The organism is Microbacterium sp. A20 (genome assembly GCF_004794515.1).
Classification (GTDB): domain Bacteria; phylum Actinomycetota; class Actinomycetes; order Actinomycetales; family Microbacteriaceae; genus Microbacterium.
This window is the reverse complement of sequence record NZ_SSDF01000079.1, coordinates 1-530: the sequence shown is the minus strand read 5'-3', so window position 1 is coordinate 530 and position 530 is coordinate 1. Positions and strand designations below refer to the sequence as shown.

1 pseudogene is annotated in these 530 nt (G+C 66.0%); it reads left to right on the top strand.

The annotated features are described in order from the left end of the window. Window positions 1–530: pseudogene (locus DW298_RS10680) on the top strand (heavy metal translocating P-type ATPase); the annotation flags it as partial.

Genomic DNA, 530 nt, shown 5'->3' with positions numbered 1-530 from the left:
GTCGGGTTCTCGATGATGTTCTCGATGATCCTGGGGTACCCGTTGCCGGGTGCGGCGTGGGTCGCGTGGGTGTCGCCGACTCTCGGAACGGTGATGTATGTATGGGGCGGGGCCCCATTCCTGACCGGCGCGGTGAGTGAACTCCGTGCACGCAAACCGGGGATGATGCTGCTGATCGCCCTTGCTATCACCGTGGCGTTCCTCGCGTCGTGGGGTGCGAGCCTGGGCGTGCTGCACCACGAGCTGGACTTCTGGTGGGAGCTGGCGCTGCTGATCGTGATCATGCTGCTCGGGCACTGGATCGAGATGCGCTCCCTCGCACAGACGACGTCGGCGTTGGATTCCCTCGCCGCATTGCTGCCTGACGAGGCGGAAAAGGTCGCCGGAGACACCACTATCACCGTCGCACCGGCTGATCTCCAGGTGGGGGATGTGGTCGTGGTGCGCCCCGGCGGGCGGGTTCCCGCGGATGGGCGGATCGTGCAGGGCTCGGCCAGCATGGACGAGTCGATGATCACCGGAGAGTCCCG